A 417-nucleotide genomic window follows, 5' to 3' on the forward strand; every position below is an offset into this window, starting at 1 on the left:
TCCATCGTGCTGCTGAACGACGACTTCGGCACGCTGGTGCGCGCCATCGCGGAGGGCCGTCAGCTCTTCTCCAACCTCCAGCGCTGCTTCCTCTACCTGCTGCTCATCCACATCCCGCTGGTCGGCACGGCGGCGCTGGTGCCGCTCTGGGGACAGCCGCTCTTGTACCTGCCCATCCACATCGTGTGGCTGGAGCTCATCATCCACCCCACCGCGATGCTGGCCTTCCAGGCGGCCGCGCGGCCCGGGCGGCTCACCCCGCTGCGCGCGAGGCCCGCGGCGCGCTTCTTCTCCTGGCGGGAGTGGACCCTGCTCTCGGCGGTGGGCGGGCTGATGGCGTGCGGGCTCGTCTGGGCCTATGCGCGATGTTTGTCGGAAGGGCACGACATCGAGCGCGCGAGGGCGGTGGCGATGGCC

General features: G+C 70.5%; 1 pseudogene. It reads left to right on the plus strand.

Going from position 1 to position 417, the window contains the following annotated elements:
* Positions 1-417, plus strand: a pseudogene (locus C5L10_RS34230) (hypothetical protein); the annotation flags it as partial.

Origin of the sequence: Neorhizobium sp. T6_25, assembly GCF_002968555.1 — a bacterium.
Classification (GTDB): Bacteria; Pseudomonadota; Alphaproteobacteria; order Rhizobiales; family Rhizobiaceae; genus Neorhizobium.